At 54.4% G+C, this 19553-nt stretch carries 18 protein-coding genes; 7 read left to right on the top strand and 11 right to left on the bottom strand.

Going from position 1 to position 19553, the window contains the following annotated elements; genetic code table 11:
* Positions 1-7: 7 nt before the first annotated feature.
* Positions 8-1519 (top strand): amidase, encoded by a 1512-nt coding sequence (locus ACAW75_RS24540; protein WP_370731429.1) that lies wholly within the window; start codon positions 8-10, stop codon positions 1517-1519.
* Here ACAW75_RS24540 and ACAW75_RS24535 read toward each other — a convergent pair.
* The 4 genes from ACAW75_RS24535 to ACAW75_RS24520 form a co-directional block, all read right to left on the bottom strand.
* Positions 1511-1729: a VF530 family protein gene (locus ACAW75_RS24535; RefSeq protein ID WP_370731428.1), complete on the bottom strand. Its 219-nt coding sequence runs from the start codon at positions 1727-1729 to the stop codon at positions 1511-1513. The two genes, ACAW75_RS24540 and ACAW75_RS24535, sit on opposite strands and share 9 nt — an antisense overlap.
* A 151-nt stretch (positions 1730-1880) precedes the next feature.
* Positions 1881-2768, bottom strand: coding sequence for a hydroxypyruvate isomerase family protein (locus ACAW75_RS24530; protein ID WP_370731427.1), 888 nt, complete (start codon positions 2766-2768; stop codon positions 1881-1883).
* 101 nt (positions 2769-2869) lie between these two features.
* Positions 2870-3532, bottom strand: coding sequence for a 3-keto-disaccharide hydrolase (locus tag ACAW75_RS24525; RefSeq protein WP_370731461.1), 663 nt, complete (start codon positions 3530-3532; stop codon positions 2870-2872).
* 257 nt (positions 3533-3789) lie between these two features.
* On the bottom strand, positions 3790-4260 hold the full coding sequence (locus ACAW75_RS24520) for a hypothetical protein (protein WP_370731426.1): 471 nt from the start codon (positions 4258-4260) through the stop codon (positions 3790-3792).
* A 384-nt stretch (positions 4261-4644) separates the two neighbouring features.
* Here ACAW75_RS24520 and ACAW75_RS24515 point away from each other — a divergent pair, with 384 nt between their 5' ends.
* The 3 genes from ACAW75_RS24515 to ACAW75_RS24505 all read left to right on the top strand — a co-directional run bounded on the left by ACAW75_RS24515 (position 4645) and on the right by ACAW75_RS24505 (position 6702).
* On the top strand, positions 4645-5292 hold the full coding sequence (locus ACAW75_RS24515; protein ID WP_370731425.1) for a hypothetical protein: 648 nt from the start codon (positions 4645-4647) through the stop codon (positions 5290-5292).
* A gap of 156 nt (positions 5293-5448) precedes the next feature.
* Complete coding sequence (locus ACAW75_RS24510; protein ID WP_370731424.1) at positions 5449-6258, top strand: PD-(D/E)XK nuclease-like domain-containing protein; 810 nt, start codon at positions 5449-5451, stop codon at positions 6256-6258.
* A 36-nt stretch (positions 6259-6294) separates the two neighbouring features.
* Entirely contained in the window at positions 6295-6702 is a 408-nt protein-coding gene (locus tag ACAW75_RS24505; RefSeq protein WP_370731423.1) for a hypothetical protein, read from the top strand.
* Between the two features lie 100 nt (positions 6703-6802).
* On the opposite strand, the gene ACAW75_RS24500 is transcribed toward ACAW75_RS24505, so the two are convergent.
* Positions 6803-7930, bottom strand: a complete 1128-nt coding sequence (locus ACAW75_RS24500; protein WP_370731422.1) for a lactonase family protein — start codon at positions 7928-7930, stop codon at positions 6803-6805.
* Between the two features lie 96 nt (positions 7931-8026).
* Between ACAW75_RS24500 and ACAW75_RS24495 the strand changes: the two genes are divergently transcribed.
* Complete coding sequence (locus ACAW75_RS24495) at positions 8027-8677, top strand: hypothetical protein (RefSeq protein WP_370731421.1); 651 nt, start codon at positions 8027-8029, stop codon at positions 8675-8677.
* A gap of 105 nt (positions 8678-8782) precedes the next feature.
* On the opposite strand, the gene ACAW75_RS24490 is transcribed toward ACAW75_RS24495, so the two are convergent.
* Positions 8783-9499 (bottom strand): LexA family transcriptional regulator, encoded by a 717-nt coding sequence (locus tag ACAW75_RS24490; protein ID WP_370731420.1) that lies wholly within the window; start codon positions 9497-9499, stop codon positions 8783-8785.
* 122 nt (positions 9500-9621) lie between these two features.
* Here ACAW75_RS24490 and ACAW75_RS24485 point away from each other — a divergent pair, with 122 nt between their 5' ends.
* Positions 9622-10890, top strand: a complete 1269-nt coding sequence (locus ACAW75_RS24485; RefSeq protein WP_370731419.1) for a DNA polymerase Y family protein — start codon at positions 9622-9624, stop codon at positions 10888-10890.
* Positions 10891-11047: 157 nt separating this feature from the next.
* Here ACAW75_RS24485 and ACAW75_RS24480 read toward each other — a convergent pair whose 3' ends face one another.
* The 4 genes from ACAW75_RS24480 to ACAW75_RS24465 form a co-directional block, all read right to left on the bottom strand.
* Entirely contained in the window at positions 11048-11497 is a 450-nt protein-coding gene (locus ACAW75_RS24480; RefSeq protein ID WP_370731418.1) for a hypothetical protein, read from the bottom strand.
* A 302-nt stretch (positions 11498-11799) separates the two neighbouring features.
* The gene (locus ACAW75_RS24475) at positions 11800-14283 is read right to left on the bottom strand and encodes an OmpA family protein (RefSeq protein WP_370731417.1); all 2484 of its coding nucleotides are present in this window, start codon (positions 14281-14283) and stop codon (positions 11800-11802) included.
* A 100-nt stretch (positions 14284-14383) separates the two neighbouring features.
* Positions 14384-15970 carry a T9SS type B sorting domain-containing protein gene (locus ACAW75_RS24470; RefSeq protein WP_370731416.1) on the bottom strand — a complete coding sequence of 529 codons (1587 nt, stop codon included), beginning with the start codon at positions 15968-15970 and terminating at the stop codon, positions 14384-14386.
* 420 nt (positions 15971-16390) lie between these two features.
* A complete protein-coding gene (locus tag ACAW75_RS24465) occupies positions 16391-17569 on the bottom strand; it encodes a CaiB/BaiF CoA transferase family protein (protein WP_370731415.1) in 1179 nt (392 codons plus the stop codon).
* A 248-nt stretch (positions 17570-17817) separates the two neighbouring features.
* Between ACAW75_RS24465 and ACAW75_RS24460 the strand changes: the two genes are divergently transcribed.
* Complete coding sequence (locus ACAW75_RS24460) at positions 17818-18618, top strand: hypothetical protein (protein WP_370731414.1); 801 nt, start codon at positions 17818-17820, stop codon at positions 18616-18618.
* 8 nt (positions 18619-18626) lie between these two features.
* Here the strand turns inward: ACAW75_RS24460 and ACAW75_RS24455 are convergent, their stop codons facing one another.
* Positions 18627-19472 (bottom strand): alpha-1,2-fucosyltransferase, encoded by an 846-nt coding sequence (locus tag ACAW75_RS24455; protein ID WP_370731413.1) that lies wholly within the window; start codon positions 19470-19472, stop codon positions 18627-18629.
* Positions 19473-19553 lie beyond the last annotated feature (81 nt).

Below are 19553 nucleotides of genomic sequence, written 5' to 3'. Positions count from 1 at the left end.
AGTTCCTATGACTTCTTCCGAATACCGTCAACACGATGCACTGGGCCTGGCCGATCTGGTTCGCCGGGGCGCCGTTACCCCACTTGATCTGCTCGATGCCGCCATTGCGCAGGCCGAAGCCCACAATCCGGCCCTGAATGCCATTGTGACGCCCTTGTATGAGCAGGGCCGACGGATGCTCGATCAGTTACCGGAAGGAGCCACCGCCGATGCAATGCCATTTCGAGGCGTGCCGTTTCTGCTGAAAGACCTGGAACTGGAATGGGCCGGTACGCCTATGAAATCTGGTTGCCGGGGCTACGCTGGGTACGTCTCTACGGCCGACAGCTTTGCGGTAACGAAGTACAAACAGGCAGGCTTGATTTTCTTCGGAAAAACCAACACGCCCGAATTTGGCCTGTCGCCCTACACCGAATCGCAGCTGTATGGTCCGGCCCGTAATCCCTGGAATCTGGCTTATTCGCCGGGTGGTAGCAGTGGCGGGTCAGCGGCGGCGGTGGCGGCGGGCATTGTCCCGGCGGCATCGGCCAGCGATGGCGGGGGCAGCATCCGTATTCCGGCGTCGTGCTGCGGTTTGTTTGGCTTGATGCCGTCGCGGGGCCGGGCGTCGCTGGGGCCGGGTTTTGGCGAGATGTGGCAGGGAGCCGTGCGCAGTCATGTGGTATCGCGCACCGTTCGCGACAGTGCGGCTTTTCTGGATGTGATTGCCGGCACGTCGCCGGGCGACCCGTATACGATGGGGCAGTCGGGCGAACCGTTCCTGGATCAGGTTGGCAAAGCACCGGGAAAACTTCGTGTTGCGCTAACGACCCAACATCCGTTTCCGGGGATGCAAACGCACGCCGACTGTGTGGCGGCCGTGCAGAAAACGGCCAAACTGCTCGAGGGTCTGGGGCACACGGTCGATGAGATTGCTCTGCCCTACGATCATACCGTCTTGAGCGAGATGTATCTGACCATGGTGCTGGGTGAGACCGGCGCAACCATCCGCGAGCTGTCGGACTACCTGAAACGCCCCGCACGCCGCGACGACATGGAACTGAATACCTGGGCCTTAGCCCGCATTTCGGAAGCCTATTCGGCCGCTGACTTTTCGTACCAGAAGCGGCACTGGAACACGCTGGCCCGGCGCATGGGGCAGTTGCACGAAACCTATGATCTGCTGCTGATGCCCACGCTTTCCCGTCCGCCTATCCGGATTGGCGAGTTGCAGAACACCCCCGCCGAAAACCAACTGATTAAAGTGATCGACACTGTAGGCGGATTGAAGCTGTTGAAAGGCAGCAAACAGATTGATCAACTGGCCGAGAAGTCGTTTGGTTACATTCCCTTCCCGCCTATTGCCAACATGACCGGCCAGCCGTCAATGTCAGTGCCGCTGCACCAGTCGGCCGACGGGTTGCCTGTCGGGTCTATGGTTACCGCTGCACTAGGCAACGAAGCGCTGCTGTTCCGGGTGGCGGCGCAGTTGGAGGAGGCCCAGCCGTGGGCTGGTAGCTGGCCAACGGGCCTAGCGTAAGCTCTTCAGATACAGCCCTTCTACCCGCTGACGAGCCCAGTCGGTCCTGCGCAGGAACGTCAGACTGGATTTGATACTGGGGTTAGTCTTGAAGCAGTTGATTGGAATCCGTTCGGCCAGTTCATCCCAGCCATATCGGTCAACAAGATGCTCCAGCATAGTGGCCAGCGTCAAGCCGTGAAGCGGATTATTGGGTTGTGATTCGGGCATAAGCATAGAATTGATTAACGGGTGTGTTGCCTGGCGGGGTAGGTTGCTAACGCATGGCCCGCCAGGCAACTTCACAGCAAAGTAATAACAAAGAAACGGCCCGCAACGTATAGCTGCGGGCCGTTTCTTTGGGGTACAGTTCCCAGGTACGTTACACGTCGCAAAGCGTGACGGCTTCGCGCAGGCTGGTGATCGGGTCGCGTTTGGGAATGAACTCCTGGGCCACATAGCCTTTGAAGCCAGTGGCCACAATAGCTTTCATCACGGCCGGGTAGTAAATCTCCTGCGTTTCGTCGATCTCGTTCCGGCCCGGATTGCCGCCCGTGTGGTAGTGGCCAATGTACTGATGCGAATCACGGATAGTACGAATGATGTCGCCCTCCATGATCTGCATGTGGTAGATATCGTACAGCAACTTGAACCGGTCTGACCCTACTTTTTTGCAGAGTTGCACACCCCAGGCTGTATGATCGCACATATAGTCTTTGTGATCGACCTTGCTGTTGAGCAGTTCCATGATCATGGTAATGCCGTATTTTTCAGCGCTTGGCATCAGGCGTTTCAGCCCCACGGCACAATTCTCCAGCCCCTGTTCGTTCGACATACCGCGCCGGTTACCCGAGAAGCAGATGACGGTACTCAGGCCAGCTGCCTGTAGTTTCGGGAAGATCGCCTCGTAGCTCGCCACCAGCTCATCGTGAAACTTAGGGTCGTTGAAGCCATCATTGATGCCTTTACCAGCGCCCCAGGGCAAGGCAGAGGTAAGGCCGTACTTTTTCAGGACCGGCCATTCATCAGGACCAACCAGTTCAATGGATTTGATGCCAATGGATTTGGCCGATTGGCAAAGCTCTTCAAGTGGAATTTTGCTGTAGCACCACCGGCACACCGAATGGTTGATATTGCCTTTCAGAGCAGCTACAGCTACTGCTTTAGGAGCAGTAGGTTCATGGTCTTTCATGAGTTGGGCGAACGATGGTACGGCGCTCAGCGAGAGGGCAGTACCGGTTAGGTTTCGGAGGGCGCGGCGGCGGTGCATTAGTGAAAGAGTGAAAGAATGAATGAGTGAATGAGCGGGTGAGTGACTGTTTGGAAAGAGAAGAATGCATCCAGGCATTCGCTCATTCACTGATCCACGCATTATAATTCGCGAATACGGATGTTACGGTACCAGACCTGGTTACCGTGGTCCTGAAGGGCGATCTTACCCGTCTGGTATTTGCCGAAGCCCTCCCAGGTCTTGAACTTGCTTTCCGACACCATCTTGTCCCATTCCGGGCCAGAAGTAGGGTATTCGGCGGTTTTCTTCCCGTTCAGGTACTGTTCGGCCTTGCCGTCTTTGATCACCAGTTTGGCCTTGTTCCATTCACCGGCAGGTTTAGCGGCATTTGGTGTAACAGGCTTTTGCAGATCGTAGAGCGAGCCTGCGGTGCGGTTGCCATCGCGGCCCTGCTTGGCATCGGGGTGGCGTTCGTTGTCGAGCACCTGCATTTCGGGACCAGTCTGGTAGGTGGCGTGGTACTTGGGATCTTCAAAGACGTGGAAAATGATGCCACTGTTCCCACCCTCGGCAATCTTCCACTCAACTTCCAGCTCAAAATCGCCGTAGGCTTTATCGGTCACCAGGTCGCCCGCTCCGCCCGATGCCAGGTGAATGGCGCCATCCTGCACCACCCACTTGTCGGCTACGGGTTGGCCAGGTTTCAGGTAAATGTGCCAGCCCGACAGGGTTTTCCCATCGAACAGACTCTCCCATTTCCCTTTGAGCGGATTGCCTGTAAGCCAATTAATCGTGCGGGGCATAGCTGCCTTCCGACCGCCAGGAGTATGGTCAGCGACTGAAGCGGATACATTGAAAAGCAGGGCCAGGGCAACGGCCCCTCCGGCAGTGACTTGTTTACTATTCATTGAAGAAAAGACGTTGGTTTCACGTGTTTCGATACGTCTACTACAAAAGTGGCGATTCCCATGCTTTTACCCACAGCAAAGCGGCGGCGCTACCGAGATTCTGCGTGAATGCCCGGTAGCGCCGCCGCCTTGCTGTGGTCAGTCCGTTGAGCCTACTGCTCTTTTCCGGGCTTATTATCGTATCCGGCATTATGCGGATCATACTGACGCGTAGGGTCATCACCCTGTTCCAGGTACGTTGCATCGCCCCGGTGCAGCAACGCCTCATCCGATGGATTGTCGGGAAGGCTTTCCAGATGATTCGCTTCTTCGTCACTCATCCCCTTTGGCGTTATATTATTCGGGTTCAACAAGGTTGGGTCGATGTTCCACTCCTGATACGTACCCAGGCTTTCCCCACCGGGAGCGTCGGGATTGCTGTCGCTGAACTTTTCAGCGCGTGTCGTCGCCACGTAGTCTCGGTTCTGGTCATCCATATCGGCCCCAGACGTGCTGTCTTTATACACATTGGTACCTACCCCTTCTGATTCATGACCATAATCAGATTGAGCCTGCTGGCTTGGGTCTTTTGAATAATACTCAGGATCGACGTTATCGGGGTCGAAAGGCGATTTGGTTGCCATAGCGTTGAGGGATTTGTTTTCTCTTATAACCCGGCCGCTTAGCCACTTGTTTTCAGGCGTCGAAATCGCTGGTTCGCCCGGTTTTCCGGCTACACTATATTACAAGTAAAACAGTATAAGGAAGATGGGGTTCCGCGGCCCGCGTCACCGAGTCACTTTATGCCTTGCTGCGAGCGCTAAGGCACTTTCAAGGAAGAATAAGGGGGCAAAACGAAGGGGGGTACCGATGCCGTGTTTGCGTTCTTTGTAGGCGATAAAAAACGGACACTATATTTTTCTATTTGAGTATCTATGCGTATCTTTAAACCAGTAAACAACACCCCTATAAAAGGCAAAAGGGGTCTCAACCGGACCCCCTGCTCGAACAGTAAACAACAAATACTAATGAACACGCAAAACAAGAACACAATCGAGACATTTCAAAACGCTCAGGTGGTTAAACCGTATCAAATGATACATGAAGGTACGGGCGAAGTGGTCAGTCGGTACAAGTATCTGGAAGGGCATCCGCGTCAATACCGGTTCGATGCCAAGGAAGGTGTGTTCAATATCAACGGCACGGAGAAGTTGGGCCGTACGCTTACGTTCCAGCCTATTGCCTGGCGCATTTTCACGGATAACATCCTGAATATGGGCACCAAAAACTGGGCCGAGCTCTTTTTCATCGACGAAAAGAACTGCGTGTCGGCCGTTCTTTTTCATGGCTATTCCGTCGATAATATTTTCCGGCTTATCGAGCCGTTGTATTACGACGATCTCACACTCGCCGACGTAGTGATCACGGCCGTAGCCGAGAAAAAAGAGAATAATAAAATTCAGCCGAAGGGGGTTTATTACATCGCTAATTTCTCCTACAAAATGGCTAGCCCCGAGAAGTCGGCCGAACTCAAGCAGTTTGCGCAGGATTACAAGGTGTTCCGGCAGGAAACGCTGACCGACATTGCCAACATAAAAACGGCCTTCAACTACTACAATCCGTTTGCGCACGCCATCGACGAGCCAACACCGGGTTTACTGGCCGCTGGCGTGTAAATAAACTACACCTCACCCCCAGCCCCTCTCCTGAAAACCAGGAGAGGGGGCCGCTCTACAGCAGCTTCGCCACTTAGCAGAGCTACGCTAAAGCTACTCCCCTCTCCTGGTTTTCAGGAGAGGGGCCGGGGGTGAGGTGAAACCCCTCACTCACCTATGACTCCATCCATGCTGGCTCCAGTGGCTCTGCCGACCGGACGGGTATTGGCAGCCCACGACCTTGGCCTTGATTATCGCGTTCTGCCGCGTATTTCCAATTCAGACCTGACCCGGATTAAAGAAGAGCAGTCAGGCTACCAGTTTTCAGACACGCGCCGGACCAGCTCGTTCGGTAAGTCGTTTCATCAGCACCTGCTGGAGCCTGAAACGATAGGCACCGTGCTGGAACAACTCCTGCCCGACCTGACCAACGATCGCCTGACAAGCGGTCAATTCGATAAACTCGATGGCGGCCCTACGTCCGGGCTGATGAATGCCATACGGCACGATCCGTTCTGCCGCCGTTACCTGCGTATGGCCGAACAAGGCGATTCAGGACGCTCAACGGGCCAGGAAAGAGCCAGTGCCGCCCAGGAACGAATTGTGCTTTTTACCGACCCGGTAACGCAACTGGCCTGCAAATCGCGGCTCGATCTGGTGTATACCAGCCCGAAACGGCAGAATGCCCTGATTTTCGACTTCAAGACCACGTCGGCACGTACCCAGGCGCAGTTCCTTCAAAGCTGCTACGATTACGACTACGACCGGCAAGCCGCGTTCTACCTCGACAGCCTTCGTTATGCCGATGGCCACGAGTGGGCTACCACCAAACAGTTCCGGTTTGTGTTCGTTGGCGTGATGAAAGAGAAGCCTCACCGCCTCTTCGCCGTTGAGGCTACGTCGCTGCCAGGATTCGTTGAGTACGGCCGGAAAAAGTACCGTTTCTGGCTTAAAAAGTGGCAGGAAACCAGCGGATTAACGGACTAATCGGCATGGTTTTTTGTTCTATAGAAACAACAGACTATGAACGAACTAACACCGCCAACCAACCCGTCGACGGCCCAGTTGACCGATACGGCCGCGCTCACCGCGTTGCTGTTGTCGGTTCGGCCGTCGCCCCTCCAATTCGATTGGGGAACGGATAATCTGGTGCTCTGGATCGAGGATCTGAGCGTCACAGGTACGTTGCTTGATCAAATGCCGGAGGTGATCAATCGTGTGGGGTTTGCTATTGAGCTAGAAACCGGCTGGGACCACCGCACCGACGAAGCGATGTATCATCCCCTTTACGGCTACCGTATTTTACTACGCGACGCCGTTGGTCGCTGGCATGGCGTTCGGGTCGATACCACCGGCGCTTTCCTTGATACGCTTCCGCTCGAAGAGATCGACTACGAAATCGCTTATGATAAGGTGATGTGGATTGATTGAATCCTGCTGAACACAGAGAAACAGAGGGCACACAGAGCAAACAGAAAATATAACTCTGTTTGCTCTGTGTGCCCTCTGTTTCTCTGTGTTCAAACTTCTTCTACTGCCCCGAGATGACGCAGACGGGAGCGGGGATTTTCAGTTCCTGACCGGTGGCCGTTAACATACCGGTACTGGCATTGCGCCGGAAAACCACCAGGTTATCTGTCTCCTGATTCGCCACGATCACGAACTGGCCCCGCGGGTCGAGCCAGAAATTACGGGGCGTTTTACCGCCCGTGGGTACGTGGCCAACCAGCGTAGGCACACCATTGGCTCCGATTTTCAGCACGGCCAACGCGTTATGCCCCCGATTCGACTGGTAGAGAAATTTTCCAGTGGCATCGATGTGAATATCGGCCGAGGTGTTGTTGCCCGTGAAAGCGGCGGGTAGCGTGGCTATCCCGTCTTTGATCAGTGTCAGCACGCCCGTTTTGGGGTCGCGGGCAAACACCGCCACCGAAGAGGTCAGTTCTTCGACCACATAGGCAAACCGGCCATTCGGATGAATCGCCATGTGCCGCGGGCCCGACCCTTTTTTCACCGTTACAAACGGCGTTGCGTTTGCCGTTGGCTTGGCTCCGCCAATGTTATAGATATACACTCGGTCATTTCCCAGATCGGCTACATATACCTCTTTCCCATCGGGCGATACCGTAGCCGAATGAGCATGGGGAGCGTCTTGCCGGGGATTGGCCGGGTTGTTGCCCTGGTACTGCACCCGCTCCACCAACGCCCCTAGTTTCCCATCAGCAGCAACCGGCAGGGCCGAAAAAACGCCGCCGCCATAGGCCGACACAAAGGCCATTTTGCCGGCTTTGTCAACGCTGATATGGCAGGGGCCTGCCCCCTCCGTTCCCTGCTGGTTCAACAACTGCAACGTACCTGTAGCCTTGTCAATCGTATAGGCATTGGCGGCCGCTCCACCACTACTCGCTTCATTCACCGCGTAGAGGTATTTCTTTGAGGGATGTAGCGCCAGAAACGACGGGTTCTCTTTGTTTCTGGCCGTTCCGGTAGCCGATAAAGCGCCGGTTCGCCGGTCGAGCTGAACAATGTAAATTCCTTCACTACCCCGCGTTGAGTACGTACCTACGTAGAGCCGGTCGGTCGTTGATGGAGATTGTGCCTGCAAACCCGATACCATACCAATGGCTAAGAGGCCGGCAAAAAAAGCGACGCATTTCATGTGATAAGTCGTTACTAAAAAGTACGTTAAAAGTCTTTACTCCGGTTGGTTTTGTCGAAACAGATCGGCAACCTTGCCATCTCTACCAAATACAGTATGACACACAACCTATTTACGCGGCCTAAACTACTACTTGCCTGCCTGTTTTTGAGCACGGCAAGCGCCTTTGCTCAATTTGGCACACTGCCCAAAGCGACCCCGGCAACAACTACACCGGCTTCGGTCGTGCCTTCGGCCGCCGATTCCGTTGCCCACAAGCTTGATCAGGCCGTGATGGCCAGCACCAACGGCGATAAAACTGCGGCAGTGGCTGGGATCAACGATGGCATTGCTGCTGCCGAAGCACAGGCAGCTACCAGCAAAGGCGATTTCAAAGAGAAGTTAATGAGCCAGGTCGGTAATCTGAAGCAACTGATTCCGGGTGTGGCGAGCGGCGCTGTATCGGGTAATGTATTGACGAAAGCCGTTTCGCTCGTAAAAATGGCATTAGGCGCTAACCAGATCAGCAGCCTGCTGGGCGGCGGCGGTAGCTTGCTGGGCTCTGCCGGAGCGCTCACTGGCGGCCTGAATCTGTTGAAGGGAGGTTTACCCTCGCTGGGTGGACAAGCGGCCAGCACAGGCGGTTCGCTGATCAGCAACGCGCTATCTGGCGTCAGTAAGCTGGGTGGTATGGGTGGCGCTGCTGCCGAACCAGCCGTAAAACAACAACTCGGTGGCGTGCTGAACTTCGCGAAGGGGATTTTATAGAAATCAGTTTCAGGTTTAGGGTTTCAGGTTTCAAGTGCTCCGCTAATCAACTAGATGCTGATTAGCGGAGCACTTGAAACCTGAAACCCTAAACCTGAAACTGATCTATTCCACTGGCGAATCAACGATGCTGATGATTTTCCAGATGCCGCGCAGGTCCTTATGGCCCACGGTAACGCTTCCACCCAGCGGATTGTCGGAATGAAGCGTGAGGTACCGTTTGGTCATCAACTCGTTGTCGCGGATACGCTTCACCACAAAAAAGTCGCGGTACATCACCGCATAAATGCCGCCCGACTGGTATTCCCAGTTGCTTTGATCCACTTGCTCGGCCAGCACCTTTGCGCCGTTGCCAAGTTGGGGGGTCATACTGTTCCCCGATATTTCAATAACCACCGCCGGCCTGTTCGACCGAATGGATGAGCTACGTACCCGGTAGGTATCCATGTCCATTTTCCGGAAACCCTCGGTGTATGTTTCTACGAAACTGGCGTAGAACTTAATGGGCACGAAGGGTACTTCTACCAGGTTTTCGTCGGCAACAATGAACTTGCTATTGCCCGCTTCTGCCCCATCGGCCAACACAGGCTGGATGCCCCGCAGGAGGAAGTCAGCCCGGATTTGCGGATAGCAGGCCAGCAAACTCATGATCGTATCATATGAGGGTTTTGCCCGACCACTCAGGATATTGTAAAATTTCGAAGGGTTCTCGCCCAAATCCTTGGAAATCTGATAGATGGTCATTCCCAGCGCATCAAATACCTGCTTGAGCCGATCCTGAATCGTTTCCACTGCCTCGATGTTTATGGCACAGTCTTCCATTTTTATGTTATAAAATTTGGATAGTGTGTTATAAGTAAAATATATTGCGCCTGTACTATGCAAGTTTACAACAAATTACTATCAAAAGGAAAGCATACCCTATGAGTTTTAGCTGATATTTCATGAATGACAACCGCCTGCGTACCCATCTTGAGCCAACGGTGCTTTTTGTCGATATGAACAGCTTTTTCGCCAGTTGCGAACAGCAGGATAATTACTGGTTGCGCGGGCGACCTGTAGCTGTTTGCGTGCATACCGGCGCTCACGGGTGCATTATTGCGCCTTCTGTTGAGGCAAAGATACTGGGCATAAAAACAGGCATGCGACTCAACGAAGCCATGCTGGTCTGTCCCAACTTAATTCCGGTTGCCACAAGCCCTGACCGGTATCGGTCGTATCACGTTAAGCTCATCAATGTTTTCAAACGCTTCTCCGACGATGTGCTGCCCAAAAGCATCGATGAGGCCGTAATCGACCTGACTCGCTACCAGTTGGCCTATAAAAGCATGCCCGACGTGGCGCAGCGCATCAAGCAGGCGATCCGCGCCGAAGTGGGCGATCACCTCCGCTGTTCGATCGGTATTGCGCCCAATGCCTTTCTGGCAAAACTGGCATCGAACCTTCAGAAGCCCGACGGGCTGGTCACGATCTCACCCGCCAACATTGACGAGGTGCTGAGTAAGCTCACCCTCACCGATTTGCCCGGCATTGGCATTAACATGGCCGCCCGCCTGTCTGCGGGTGGTATCAACTCGCCGCTCGAACTACGCTATGCCTCGCCCGACCGCCTGAAGCTTGTCTGCAAAAGCATTATTGGCTGGCATTGGCACCTCCGCCTCAATTTTGGGGGCGAAGTTGATCTGGCCACCCATGCCTACAAACAAATGCAGGCGATCCGGTCGGTGTCGGCGGAACAACGGCAATCGGTCGATCGGCTGGAAACGATCCTTCGCACGCTTTGCCTGACGCTGGAACGGCGGATGGTACATCAGAAGGTCTTCTGCCGGCGGCTACAGGGCTGGGTACGTTACTACACTGGCAAACGATACGAAGATGAGCTGACCTTCAGCATTCCTGTGCAGGATGGGATTGAGTTATTTCAGGTATTGGGCAATCGCATGAAACGTTACCAGGACGCGCATCAGGGGCGCCCGCTGCTTAACGGTGATGTAAGGCAGATTGGCGTAGGGGTCACCGATCTCATTCCGGCCGACAGTGTGCAGTACACCCTATTTGAAGACAATACACGCAAAGATAAATTCAGGCAAACGATGCATGCCATCAACGAACGGTTTGGCAAAAACAGCCTTATCCGTGCCACTGAACTCCGCGATGACATCCCGGTCGATCTCATCGGTTTTGGCTCAATAAAAGATCTGCACGAGTGGTAGTGCGCCAAGCAGCAAAACCTTGGCTACCTGCCACAGCAGAGTTAACCAACTACACTCAAACCCGAACAAGCCGAGAAACCGAAGCTGTCAGACAAGGCGAATATGCGCTCCCACTTAATTACCGTCTTTTGTCCCACTAAAACGAGGGACAGCTCTGTTAATACAGCCGCGGTAACTCCTTAACAGTAAAACCTACGGGAGCCAGCAATGGACCGCAATCATACATATTGATGTATATCAGCCTGATCTCATTACTATCGGCTACTTTCACTTCATAAACGTCCAGCATACCACTACCCGCCAAGGCAAGAGGATTATCGGTTTTAAATGCACAACAGTTCTGCTTGCGACGCCACTTCACAATCTCTCCGTTAGGACCAGCCAAAGCGGCTAAAAACCGTTGTTCGTTACGAACACCTTCATTGGCTTCTGTGCAGCCTATTTTGATGGGCTTGTCTGGGAAGAACCCATACTGTTTGTCAGTAGCTACTCCATTGAGTGTGAAGTTAGTACCAATAGAAATTTTGGGCTTTTCGGTCGGAGTGACTTTGGCGGTTTTACAGGCGACGACTCCAAGCCCTAAGATGAGAAGTGAACGTAAGAGCATAAGATCAAGGCGATTAAAGATGTAACTACGTAACGAAAAGATCTCCGTAGTAGTACTCAACCATTTTGCCGTTCTATCCACGGATGATTTCTATGTCCAACCAGACGTGATAAGCCAGAAAAACGCGCTGTCGAACGGGAATTGACTTATCAACAGGTATGTAAAAAACCTGCCATCGTATGTAGGCCCCTCAACAACATGTTGATACTCAGTAAGGTCCGATTAGGTAAGCATATCCACCAACTAGGTGTGTCGTGCTACGAACGTACCTGAATTTGGCAGCGAACAGGCTCAGTTGACGGTTATTTGATGGCCAGGACCTTAAATTCGGTGCGGCGGTTGCGCTGGTGCTCGTTTTCGGTGCAGATCACACCGTCGGTGCAGTTATTGACCAGCATGGATTCGCCATAGCCTATGGCCAGCATCCGGTTGCGGCTGATGCCTTTCGACGCCAGATAATCCGCTACGGCTTTGGCCCGGCGCGTCGATAGTTCCTTGTTCACGGCAGCGTCGCCCCGGCTATCGGTGTGCGACCGAATCTCGATCACCAGCGAAGGGTAGCGGCGCATGGTCGCCAGCATTTTGTTCAATTCACGGGCGGCGTCCGGGCGAATGTTGGAGTTACCCAGATCATAATAGATCTTATCGGTTGTCACAACGTCGCCCACATGCAGCATCCTGACCATAGCCACCAATTCTTTGGGCTTCGACTTCTTCGCTACTTTCTTCACCTTGCTGGTGCTGGTGCCATAGGTCGGCTTACTGGCCGTCAGCGTGTAATCGCATCCCTCTATGATGTCGAACTCATACATCCCGTTCGCATCGGTAACGGCAGTCTCTATACGGCCATTGCAGTCGTTGCGCAGCTGCATCACGACTCCCTCGATCGGCGACCCGTCGCGTTCGCCCAGTACAGTCCCCCGCACCCTGGAGTTGGTCAGGGGGCGCGAGGGCTTCACGGCTTCCGTAAAGATGGTATCCACAATGACCGTGGGCTTCATCATCGACATTTCAAGCCGCGAGGGTTGATCGTCGGTCAGGTCGCGGGTCGACAATCCGATGGTGCTGTTGATGTAGCCATCGCGCGATGCCGTGAAGATGTAGTCGCTTTCTGCTTCAACACATAACTTCACGATGCCATATTTATCGGCCACCAATACCTGATCTGTTTGCCCAACGCGCTTGCCACGGGCCGTAACCACGGCGCTGTCTATCGGCATATCGGTAGTTACGTCGAATACCCGCACGGTCAGGTCACGGCAGCCGAACAGCGAACTCTCGCGGGTGAACCGGAACAGATCGTCGGAGCCATTTCGATTGCTGCTGAAATAGCCCGTGTGGCGGGTTCCATCCGTAATGAGGCCAAAATCGTCGCCCGATGAGTTGACGGGTGCATCGATCGTTTCCACAGCCCGAGCCAGGGGCCCATCCATTGTCGCATAGAAAATATCCAGTCCACCCATACCCCGCCGCCCGTCGGTAGAGAAGTAAAGGTTTCCGTTCTCGTCGGCGAACGGGAACAGCTCGTTGCTTTTTGTATTCACCGTTGGGCCCAGATTCACGGGTTCGCTCCAGCGGTTGTTCAGCCAGCGCGATACATACAGATCCGTGCCGCCGAGGCCCCCAGGCATGTCAGAGGCAAAATAGAGCAGTTGGTCGGGGGTTCCATCGCGGCCTTTGCACAGCGCCGGATGCCCTACTGAATAATCGTCGCTATTGAACGGCAGCTCCGTAATGTCTGACCAGGTTCCGTTCACCTGTCGGGCGGTATACAGCTTCAGCTTGTTGACGTTCTCTTCGCTGGTTTTCGCTTTGCCGTTGTTGTAGTTGTTCCGGGTGAAAATAATCTGAGAGCCATCGGCCGAGAAGGTAGCCGGGCCTTCGTGGTATTTGGTATTGAGCGACTGGGCAAACTGTTTGCCCGGGTTCACCGGCCGCTTGTCGTAACCAAGCCCCTGCGCCACATTGATTCCTCCCTGAAACGTAGCCGATGTTCGCGAGTCGTTGGCGGTCGGGGCGGTGTATTGATCGCTGCCAACGGGCCGTGGACCGGCCGAAACACGCGCCGCCACCGGCTCCTTTTTAGGGTCTGCCACCTCCCCATCAGCGTTAATACGCCGTTTGGCCGTCAGCAGCGTCCGGTTAGGTACGTAGATCAGGTCGAGGTAACCGGCTCCGCCTCCACTTCCGCTTGTTTCGATCGTTGACCCACCTTTGCTACCCGACACATAAACCAACCCATCGCGGTAAAACATGGGGCTGAACTCTTCATTGGCCGTATTCAAACTAAGGTCTTCAATCTGATACCGCACGGGTTCGCCCCTGGCGCCGGCGGGCCGTCCGCTGCCCGACGATGCCGTAGCGGCCAACCGGCGGGTACGCTGCTGTTCGTATAGCGCCTGGTATTTTTCGTACTGCTCCTGTGCCTCTGCAAATTTGCCGTTACTCGCCAGCGTCTGGGCAAATGCCAGTACGGCAGCAGGCGGCTCCATACCGGGTGCCATGGCCGCCTGCCACTCCCGAAACATTCGCTCAGCTTTGACATTATCCCCTACTGCCCGGTAGGCCTGCGCCAACGATGCCTGCACAGTGCTGCGTTGCGCAGAAGGTATTTTAGGGTCGTTCAGCAACTGCGTATATAGATCAATAGCACGCCCGTACGCCTTATAACTCAGCATTCGATCAGCCTGAATCAGCAGGGAGTCGGGCTGTTGCGCCGAATGGGCAACAACCCGGCTACTGCCGAGCAAGAGCAAGCAAAAAAATACGTAATAAAGCCGTCTCATAAGTACTAATTCAGGGTTATTCTCGCCTCAAAGAGGCCTTTACTGGACCACCATTTGACATAACGAGTTTGTCTAAAGGTTTAGTCGGATATGAGGCTGTCTATCTGGCTATGGTTAAAAATCGGACGTATTCGCGGCCATCACTGATGCGCACCACGTAGAAGTAGGTTCCGTCGGGCAGACCCTGATTCGTGGTGGCGTATGTTCCCTGATTTGCCTGTCCTCCCCAATCATTCCTGTAGTTTGTATCAGCGTATACCCGATGGCCCCACCGGTTAAAAATTTCGAGATCAACGGTAGCCGAACCAGCTACCCCCTGAATGACGAAGTAGTCATTTATCCCATCACCGTTAGGCGAAAAACCCTCGGGTATAAATATACTTACAGCATCAGGTATATCGGGTAGCTTACCGATCAGATTTGTACTATCGGCACTAGGCTGCGTACTGGTCTGCGATAAGGTAACCGCTAATCTGGCGGCAGCGGGCACACAGGGGCCAGCGCCATCCGGGTCGGGCGTGGTGATGGCAAACGTTACAGTGCCCGCCTGCCGATCTGACTCAGAAGCCACATAACGGGGCTGCAGCGTTTGCTGGCCAGTGAACAAACCCGTCCCCGAGCAGGTCCAGGCCGAATCGAGCTTGATTCCGTCAGCACTGACAAGGCCCCGAAGCCGTGCTTTCAGGCAAACGACACCCCGCTTCTGATCCAGCGAGTCGAGCAACAGGCTGAGGGCGGGTGGGTTGCTCAAACAGGGAGCTATTCCGTTGGCACAGGCTGTAATCAGGGCCGAAACCGCTACTGGTGTGCTCAGACATCCTTCCCGGTTACGCGCCGACACGTAGTAAACACCTGCCAGCACGGCACCGGGCGACGTCACCTCGGGCGAATCGGCCGCTGGACCGGTTCGGAAGCTGTAGGCCAACGATGGCTGAAACGACGCACCAATGGCTCCGGCAAGATCAGCCGTTAAAAATGGGCAGCTATTCTGCACCGTATACCCGGCCAGGATCGTTTGGCGGGCAGGCTGTACCAGCAGGGTTACTACCGCCGAACTATCGCTTTGGCACGTACCTACCTGACATACAGCCCGCAGCCGCAGGGTCTGGCTGGGGGTAAGCGTACGCTCGGCCCCAACGCCTCCGTCTGACCAACGTACCTGGCCAGCGCAATAACCAGCGCTCAGTTGAACCGACTGGCCCAGGCATAAGGCGCCATCGCCCGATAACCGCACTACTGCAGGTACATTGGGCGTGGCAACCTGTACTACCAGTGGGCCGGATGGCGAACTGGCACAACCTTCCTGAAGGCAAGTGGCCTGATAGGTCGTTGTTTGCCTGACCCGAACGGTGGGCGTAGCGCCCGTCAGCGTTGAATCCGACCAGCGAATGGTACCTGCGCAGTTGGCGGCGACCAGTTGAACAGCATCACCAGCACAAACAACAGGGGTATCAGTCGTTAATCGAGGTGCTTCGGGCGTACCGACGGTGACGGTGTAGGCCTCGGCAAAGCAACTAAGGCAGCCCTCCGGCAGCCGACACACGGCCGTATAGCGCGTGGTCTGGTAGGGCGTTACCCGAATGCCAGCTCCTTGCTCACCGGTTGACCAGATAACGGTACCCAGACAACCCGACGCTGTTAGCTGAACGGTTTGTCCCCGGCATATTCGGCTATGCTCCCCCTTCACGATGGGAGGCCCCGGCGGCTGGCACGTCAGCGCGGTAGGTGCCGTGTCTGTTGGCGGTATGGCAGCCCACGCTGATAGTGTCAGGAACAACCAGCCAATTATCGTACATCCAATAACGTTTAATGTATACCTTTTCACTAAGCAACTCATGATTTATACTCACGTTTGCTTATGTGACGAAATTTCATGCCAAGCTTCTTCACAATCCGTGTATCCGTTTTTTACAAGGCCAGGAGCCTTTTTGCCTTTCTTTTCTTACCTAAATATACCTGTAGAAACCAATCTATTTTAGGCGGGCCTGAACATCACAAATCATGCCAGATAGACCCTGTTTAAGCCTTGTAAATCAATAGACTATTACCTTTTAAGACAGCATAAAGACCATAAGTCACACTGGTTACAGACCAAAAAACGGGAAAATTAGCTGACGCGCCCAGTCAACACCGCGTCGGTATCGGCACCCAGCCCCGGTGCTGCCCAGGCCGGTGTAGCTGGCGTTGCCGAAAACTTGATCGGTACGCCTATCCCAGGCACCCCACCTGCTTCCGAATGCGGCACAATCATCTGCCGGACCTGCATGTGTGGGTCATCAGCGAGTTGGTCCAGCGTTAGCACCGGTGTAATCAGCAGATCATGCTCGGTACCCAGTTGCACCCAATCGGCCTGGGTACGTTGCTGCATCAACGCCTGCAGTTGGGTACGCCACTGATCGGCCTGTTCGGGAGACTGCGGCAGCAGGAAGCCCAGCCAGCCGGGCCGGTTCACGACGGCGCAGAATTTCTGCCAGAACTTCGGTTCCAGTGTACCCAGCGCTACGTACCTGACCACCGGTTTGCCCGTCACTTCCTCTGCCTCATCACGACACCGGTACACGCCGTAATTGGGCTGGCCGCCCGACAGGGGCATTCGGCCAGGCTCAGGTACGTTGCCCGTACCGGCAAATAGGGCGTACGCCACCGACAGCAACGGCATCACGCAGTCGGTCATCGAGACATCGACGTGTTGGCCCTCGCCAGTTTGCTGCCGGGCATATACGGCTGCCAATGTAGCCATAACGCATCCGTAGGAGCCTCCGGCAATGTCGGCCAGCTGTACGCCGGGGATCACGGGTGGCTGGCCGGGCGCCCCCGTCAGGCTCAGCACACCCGATACGCTCAGGTAATTGAGATCATGACCGGCCAGGTGGGCATACGGCCCCGTTTGGCCGTAACCGGTCACCGACACGTAGATGATTCTGGGATTACGAGCCCGAGCCACTGCGTAGCCTAACCCAAGCCGGTCGAGTTGGCCGGGACGGAACTGTTCAACCAGCACATCGGCGGTTTCGATCAGCTCCAGCAATCGTTCGCGGCCTGCCTCGGTCGTGTATTCCAGCAGTACACTCTTTTTTGAGCGATTAAACGCCAGGTAATTGACCGACTCTCCGTTGATGTGGGGCGGGAACATACGTACATAGTCGGGGCTCCCAGGGTGCTCTATCTTAATCACCTCGGCGCCCATGTCGGCCATCAGCATAGTGCCAAGGGGGCCAGGCAGCAGCCGTGTCAGATCAAGAATTCGTAAGCCGCGTAAAGGACCGGTATCAGGGGTTCGTGACATACAGGCAAATTACGCCAATAGACTTTATTTAGGCCTACAATTTCCCTTTGGGGCCAACATCTTGTATGGGCTCATCAAGTTACCAAACTAGCCATTTAGCAGCCAAATAAAGCCAACGAATATGGTTATTTCTCGCTACGACAGGATTCTATACTTAATTAACCGGTACAGGAACTGACTAGTATCGGTTGGCTATTACTAGGCTACTGTTACGAAGTACTCAGCCCACCGAGTCGGTCAACCGTTATATGAAATCAGTTTTATTCGTTACGTTATGCACCCTGCTGGGTGTGCAGGTCAGTATTGCCCAGGTATCGCGATCGACATCCGCCAAAGGGATGTTCTACTTTTCATGGGGCTACAATCACGAAACGTACTCGCGCAGTACCATTCGCTTTCGAAACAACACCACCGACAATTACGACTTCACGATCGTGAATGCTCATGCCCATGAGTCGCCGGATATGCATGATTTCTGGCGCATCACGTACCTGACCATCCCGCAGTACCAGATGAGTGGTGGTTATTACTTTAAAAACCGGAAAGGCTGGGGCCTTGAACTCTCGTGGGATCACCTGAAATATACGGTCGACGATTACCAGACGGTGCATATCCAGGGCACGATACGCGGGCAAGCCATTGATAAAGATACCCTGCTGACGCCTTCCTTTCTGCACCTGCAACACACCAATGGTAATAATTACTTAATGATCAGCGCCGTGAAGAAGTGGCCCGTCTGGACAGGCAAGCATCTCTCGGTTGAGGCCGTCGGTAAAGTGGGCGCGGGCCCGTTAATCTCCGTCACGATCTCAACCATATTGGGAAGCTCTGACAGCAAAGGCCATTTTCACCCGCAGGGCTGGGTGGCGGGCACCAACGCCGGCCTGAAGCTCACTATCTACAAACGCTTCTTTGTCCAGGGCGACGGGCAGGTTGCGTTTGCTAACTATACAGGGGCCGAGATTGGCGCCGACCGGGTTGGCCGGGCCACGCATCACTTCCTGTCATATGCCTATATGTATCGCTTTGGCCTGAATGTTCCCTTGTAGCCGTTGGTTTACAGGCGAACAAAATGAGGCGGGAACAGATCGTCGCCACGCCATAACCAGTCGTGTGTGAACGGTGTTTGTGGCGCAATGGTTACGCGGTTTCCTTTTTCTTTCAACCAGGCGGCCCACCAACTGAAGGTGCTGTTGGCGATGATTGAATGCTGAGCGGCGTTCATCAGCCTGAAATCGTCAATGTCTGACAGGCCTTCTACCAGCGTGGTCGTCGTGGGCATACTAAGGTTTTTCTGAACCCAGGGCATATCATCCGAGAAAACAAACCAGTTCAGTGCCTCGTAACGCGCCTGTAGGTAGTCGATTGCCTGCTGGTAATACTCGGGCGACAGGGTATTGAAGGTCGGATTGGTGAGGTAATCTCCCCGCCGGATGTGAACAGCCACAGACGCCCCCCGGTTGATCTGGTCCAGGTACCGGGCTGCCCGATCAGACGGTGGCGTAATGATCTGAAATTCCTTCCGAATGGGTTCATGGTAATCGGCAAAATAACGCCACGCTTGCCAGAAGCCCAGTACGTAGGTGTGTTTCGGAAATTTCCACACGTTGGGATCATACTTGTTTCCCCGTTCCTCAATACGAATACGCTTGTAATAAGGCCTGGTAAAGCGATGCCACTTGGTGTCGGCAAAAATATACGTATCCAGCTCCTGCCAGGTTGCCTTAGGTGCCTGTACATCAAAATGAGTCAGCCCGTATTTCCGATGCGAGGTGTTCTGTTCGTGTTGAAACCAGTATAGGTCTGTCTTGAGTGGAACGTTGTGGTAAAGCGACAGGACGCGACCGAAGGCATATTGAAACAACTGGTTGCCCAAACCAGACGTGATACTGGTAACAATCATATAAACCCTCTTTCAGCTATTCGTGTTTGCTCGCTCCACTATGCAGCGATTGCGACATCCTGATCTTCGGGCGCTCAAAGT

It is taken from the genome of Fibrella arboris, assembly GCF_041321095.1.
Classification (GTDB): Bacteria; Bacteroidota; Bacteroidia; order Cytophagales; family Spirosomataceae; genus Fibrella; species Fibrella arboris.
The sequence above is the reverse complement of the archived record's forward strand: the minus strand, read 5'-3'. Positions and strand labels throughout refer to the sequence as shown.

Bases quoted from the DNA above. Each gene is read 5' to 3' on its own strand.
- ACAW75_RS24540 (WP_370731429.1), top strand. From the start codon at position 8: ATGACTTCTTCCGAATACCGTCAACACGATGCACTGGGCCTGGCCGAT.
- ACAW75_RS24535 (WP_370731428.1), bottom strand. From the start codon at position 1,729: ATGCCCGAATCACAACCCAATAATCCGCTTCACGGCTTGACGCTGGCC.
- ACAW75_RS24530 (WP_370731427.1), bottom strand. From the start codon at position 2,768: ATGCACCGCCGCCGCGCCCTCCGAAACCTAACCGGTACTGCCCTCTCG.
- ACAW75_RS24525 (WP_370731461.1), bottom strand. From the start codon at position 3,532: ATGCCCCGCACGATTAATTGGCTTACAGGCAATCCGCTCAAAGGGAAA.
- ACAW75_RS24520 (WP_370731426.1), bottom strand. From the start codon at position 4,260: ATGGCAACCAAATCGCCTTTCGACCCCGATAACGTCGATCCTGAGTAT.
- ACAW75_RS24515 (WP_370731425.1), top strand. From the start codon at position 4,645: ATGAACACGCAAAACAAGAACACAATCGAGACATTTCAAAACGCTCAG.
- ACAW75_RS24510 (WP_370731424.1), top strand. From the start codon at position 5,449: ATGACTCCATCCATGCTGGCTCCAGTGGCTCTGCCGACCGGACGGGTA.
- ACAW75_RS24505 (WP_370731423.1), top strand. From the start codon at position 6,295: ATGAACGAACTAACACCGCCAACCAACCCGTCGACGGCCCAGTTGACC.
- ACAW75_RS24500 (WP_370731422.1), bottom strand. From the start codon at position 7,930: ATGAAATGCGTCGCTTTTTTTGCCGGCCTCTTAGCCATTGGTATGGTA.
- ACAW75_RS24495 (WP_370731421.1), top strand. From the start codon at position 8,027: ATGACACACAACCTATTTACGCGGCCTAAACTACTACTTGCCTGCCTG.
- ACAW75_RS24490 (WP_370731420.1), bottom strand. From the start codon at position 9,499: ATGGAAGACTGTGCCATAAACATCGAGGCAGTGGAAACGATTCAGGAT.
- ACAW75_RS24485 (WP_370731419.1), top strand. From the start codon at position 9,622: ATGAATGACAACCGCCTGCGTACCCATCTTGAGCCAACGGTGCTTTTT.
- ACAW75_RS24480 (WP_370731418.1), bottom strand. From the start codon at position 11,497: ATGCTCTTACGTTCACTTCTCATCTTAGGGCTTGGAGTCGTCGCCTGT.
- ACAW75_RS24475 (WP_370731417.1), bottom strand. From the start codon at position 14,283: ATGAGACGGCTTTATTACGTATTTTTTTGCTTGCTCTTGCTCGGCAGT.
- ACAW75_RS24465 (WP_370731415.1), bottom strand. From the start codon at position 17,569: ATGTCACGAACCCCTGATACCGGTCCTTTACGCGGCTTACGAATTCTT.
- ACAW75_RS24460 (WP_370731414.1), top strand. From the start codon at position 17,818: ATGAAATCAGTTTTATTCGTTACGTTATGCACCCTGCTGGGTGTGCAG.
- ACAW75_RS24455 (WP_370731413.1), bottom strand. From the start codon at position 19,472: ATGATTGTTACCAGTATCACGTCTGGTTTGGGCAACCAGTTGTTTCAA.